This is a genomic window from Intestinibacter sp., from assembly GCF_034113885.1.
GTDB lineage: Bacteria > Bacillota > Clostridia > Peptostreptococcales > Peptostreptococcaceae > Intestinibacter.
On record NZ_JAXEWM010000051.1, the window covers coordinates 1 to 4,284 of the forward strand.

The 4,284-nt window shown below is 32.6% G+C and carries 4 protein-coding genes and 1 pseudogene; all 5 read left to right on the forward strand.

The features are described from left to right. Nucleotides 1-396: pseudogene (gene ldh, locus SPD90_RS03225) on the forward strand (L-lactate dehydrogenase); the annotation flags it as partial. A 156-nt stretch (nucleotides 397-552) separates the two neighbouring features. Then, nucleotides 553-2,097: an amidohydrolase gene (locus SPD90_RS03230; protein ID WP_320924290.1), complete on the forward strand. Its 1,545-nt coding sequence runs from the start codon at nucleotides 553-555 to the stop codon at nucleotides 2,095-2,097. A 25-nt stretch (nucleotides 2,098-2,122) separates the two neighbouring features. Beyond that, nucleotides 2,123-2,848, forward strand: coding sequence for a tetratricopeptide repeat protein (locus SPD90_RS03235; protein WP_320924291.1), 726 nt, complete (start codon nucleotides 2,123-2,125; stop codon nucleotides 2,846-2,848). A 123-nt stretch (nucleotides 2,849-2,971) separates the two neighbouring features. Then, a complete protein-coding gene (locus SPD90_RS03240) occupies nucleotides 2,972-3,268 on the forward strand; it encodes a hypothetical protein (RefSeq protein WP_320924292.1) in 297 nt (98 codons plus the stop codon). A 246-nt stretch (nucleotides 3,269-3,514) separates the two neighbouring features. After that, a partial coding sequence (locus SPD90_RS03245) for a hypothetical protein (protein WP_320924293.1) occupies nucleotides 3,515-4,284 on the forward strand: 770 nt, incomplete at its 3' end.

Consider the following 4,284-nt stretch of genomic DNA (forward strand, 5'->3'; position numbering starts at 1 on the left):
CTTTGTGGAGTGGAGCCGATTTATCATATGGCTTCTAAAAATAAGGGGATAAGCTTTGAGGAGCTGGCTGATATAGAGGATGAGGTTAGAAATATCGCTTATAAGATAATCAAAGCTAAGAGGGCGACTTATTACGGAATAGGTATGTCGCTTGCAAGGATTACGAAGGCTATACTTGAAAATGAAAATAGTATTTTAAGTGTGTCTGCTTATTTAGATGGACAGTATGGTCATGACGATGTTTATATTTCTGTGCCTAGCGTTATCAATAAGGATGGAGTTAGAGAGGTTGTCGAGCTGCCACTTGATAAGAGCGAGAAGGAGAAGTTTGATAAGTCTGTCGTTGTTATGAAAGAGAATATTGGTAAGTTAGATTTAGGAAATAGTTTAAAATAAAAAATTAATAATCGAAGAAATGAGCAAATATCCAAGATAATTATGGTGTTTAGCTCATTTTTTTATTTCGATTAAAATATGAATTATCGTTATATAAAACTAAAACTTTGCTATAATTTTATATATAGTTAATTTACAAAATGGGAGATACAAAATATGAAAATATATAAAGGAACCATAATAACATGTGATAAAAATAATACAGTCGCAGGTTATTTGGTTGAGGACAATGGCGAAATTTTATTTGTGGGGGATGAATTAGACGACAAATATTTAGGTCATGAAATAATAGATATCAAGGACAAGGCGATAATTCCGACTTTTGTAGATAGCCATATTCATTTTGCTAGCTTTGCGACATTTCATTCTGGATTAAATGTAATGGAAGCTACTAGCAATGAAGAATTGTTGATGATGTTAAAGGACTTTGTTGAAAATACGAAAGATAAGACTATTATCGCGTTTGGGGCATCGCCACACAGCGTCGAGGAAAAGAGGCTTGTGACGAGGGAAGAGCTTGACAGTGTATGCAAGGATAGGCCGATTTTTTTAGTAAAATACGATGGGCATGCATGTGTGCTGAATTCGGCTTTGCTAAATAAGGTCAAAGATAAAATAAAAAATCTGAGGGGTTATCACGAGGATACTGGTGAAATGAACCAAGAGGCGTTCTTTGCAGTTTCTGATTATATTACTAATTCTATATCGATAATAAATTTAATCAAAAATATGCAAAATGCCGTCGATTATCTAGCTAGCAAGGGAATTGCACATATTCACAGTGTAAGTGGCGTTGGATTTACAAGGGATTTAGATGTAGATTTAGAGAGATGGTTTGCGAAGGGGCTTGAAAATGGGATTGATTTAAGAGTATATTTTCAAACTATGGATGTCAAAGCTGCTGTAAAGAGGAAGCTAGATTGCATTGGAGGCTGCTTTAAGTGCGCGTTAGATGGTTGCTTTGGTTCTAAGGATGCGGCTCTTAGAAAACCGTATAATTTGAGCGATGATAGAGGCGTTTTATATTATAGCGATGAGGAAGTAATTAGATTTTGTATAGAGGCAAATCGCGCTAACTTGCAGATTCAAATGCATGCTATAGGTGATGCTGCATTTGATCAGGCGACTAAGGCTTTAAAGGCGGCACTAGATGATTACCCTAGAGAAAACCACCGCCACTGTATTATTCATGCGTGCCTGCCTACTGAAGAAGGCATCGAAATATGCAAGGATTACAATATTTTGTTGCCTGTTCAAAGCGCTTTTATAGATTGGAAACAGGAGCCAAATGAGTATTTAGAAGAAATTTTAGGCGAAAGATGTCAAAAATTAAATCCTTTGAGAACATTCATAGACAATAAAATTACAATTAGCGCCGGTTCCGATGGACCTTGCACAGATCCAAATCCAATCGATTGGATATACAAAGCTTGCAATAACGGGAAGCAGTCGTTGACTATTTTAGAGGCAATCAAGATGTGTACATATAATGGCTATTATACTTCATTTAAAGAAGATAAACACGGAAGCTTGGAGGCTGGCAAAAAAGCCGATTTTCTTATTTTAAATAAAAATCCGTTAGATTTAGATACCGAGCTTTTAAACACATTAAAAATCGAGAAAATGTTACTTGGAGGAAAAGACTATAAAAAAGTTGACCAAAATCCTATAATTCAAGTACTTAAAGGAATAATTAAATAATTATACTAGTAAAGAGGGAAGAAAAATGGAAGAACTATATGAAATTTATTTAAAAAAAGCATGCAGTACTTCTGATGTAAACGAAGCAATAGAAAATATGAAATTGGCGCTTATGCATGCTAAATCAAAGGTGCCAAAGCATGTATTCGATTTTCAAAAGACAAACGGCACAATGTGGTCAGAAAAAAACGCTAGAGCCTATCTGATGATAAAAGGTCAATTGGGCTATTTATACGAGGTGGCTGGAGATTACGATAATGCTATCAGTACATACGAGAAGCTTTTGGAGTTAGATACAAATGACAATCAGGATATCAAGGACAAATTAATACCGCTGCTTATACTAAGAGATAAAAACGATCAGGCGTACAGATATATAAAAAAATACGAAGAAAACGAATCAGCACCTATGCTCTACAATAAGGCTTTGTATTATTTTGTAGAAAAAGACAAGTTCGAAGCGAAATTGTTTATGAGAAAGGCGATTGACAAAAATAAACACGTTCCAGAGTATTTGATTGGAATCAAGGCTTTGAAGATGCCTATAAAAAATCAGTTTGAACCAGGCAGTGAGGACGAGGCTAAGTATTATTGTAATGATGCTATGATGGCTTGGATTGGAGATAAGAAGAGGATTTTGTGGGTTGTCGATGAGTATTTTGGTTATTGTGAGAGACATGATGTTAAGTTGGATTGGAGTAGGGAGTTTGTGAAGGAGGTTGTTGAGAAGGCGCTTTTTAATAAATTATAAACTTTAGCTGAATTAAAAGAAAGGGCCATCCGTAGATGAGGTGGCGTTGCTGGATCAGGAAAATCATTAGTTCTAGCTGAAAAATCAGTCAGAGCATTGAAAAAAGATTATCGAGTGCTTATTTTGACATTTAACATGACTCTTCGTCATTATTTGAGAGATTTATGTAGTCAGCAGTTCGGAAATGGGAAATTGAAAGTATGCTCTTATCATAGTTATAAGGGATGGCAGACACCGAATATTATATTAGTGTTGGATTCTACGCATGATGAAATTGTCAAGGAGCATCCTAAGAAATTTAATGATTGTATATTTATCAGTATGTCTAGGGTGAAGCCTAATTCGTCTACAGGTCAGTATTCTTTTACTTGCTTTAATTATTTGCCGGAGTACGATGGTTTGGAGGATATTTTTAAATAGGGATTAAATTAATTTACCATGATGGAAAGTGAAATTCTGTTTTGGTAAATTTTTTGTGTATAGGAAAATTTATTTTATTGGAAACAGGGATTATGAATTAAAAAAATAAATTTGTAAAATACATCATATAGTTGTAATTTTAATTTACATTTATTGGTATATAGAAATTGTATATGAAGAATTTATATACTATAATTTAATTATAGTTGTATTATGTAGAAAATTGCTAGAAAAGGAAGGATATTTATGGGAGAGGGAAAAGGCAGAATGTTTTTTAAAAATAGTAATGTAGAATTAGATTATATAATAGAAGAATTGTTAAATAATGAGGAGTTTTTGAGTAGAGTTGCAGATAAGATTTCGAGGGATTATTTAGGAGATAAAGAAATTTGTAGTGGAATTGAAGAACTTGATATTGAGGATTTAGATAATGTGGCGAAAGAAAATAAATGCTGGATTGAGCAAGCAAATGTTGATCATAGTGCAGATAAATATGTAGAACAAATAGAAAATTTAAATATAGAAAATAAGGAATTAGTTCGTGAAAAGGATAGATTGTTAAAAGAAAGAAATAACTTGAGACAAGAAATTGAAGATTTAAAACAAAGATTACATGATAGAAAAAAAATAATTGATATGAAAGAACAAGAAATTGCTGATTTAAAAAACAAACAAAATGATAAGGAAAAACATTTAAATGAGTTAAAACAAACAAGTGAAGCTTTGAGAAAAGAATTAGTAATTTCAGAAAATAAATACTATAAAGTTGAAGCAGATATGAAACGCAGTTTAGAAAAAAAAGATGAGGATTTACATAATAAAGAAATAGAATTAAGAGAAAAGGATAAGAGAATTTTACAGCAACAATCAGAAATAAATGATTTACAGTCTGAATTTTCTTCTATAAAGGAATCATACAATTTATTTTTGAGTTTAAATGATGAAATTAAAGAAGATATGATTTCGATATTGAGAGGAGATAAGATTGAAAATTTTGTGTATGCTGGGGTTCAATA

Coding starts and splice junctions, on each gene's coding strand:
- SPD90_RS03230 (WP_320924290.1), top strand. CDS start 553: ATGAAAATATATAAAGGAACCATAATAACATGTGATAAAAATAATACA.
- SPD90_RS03235 (WP_320924291.1), top strand. CDS start 2,123: ATGGAAGAACTATATGAAATTTATTTAAAAAAAGCATGCAGTACTTCT.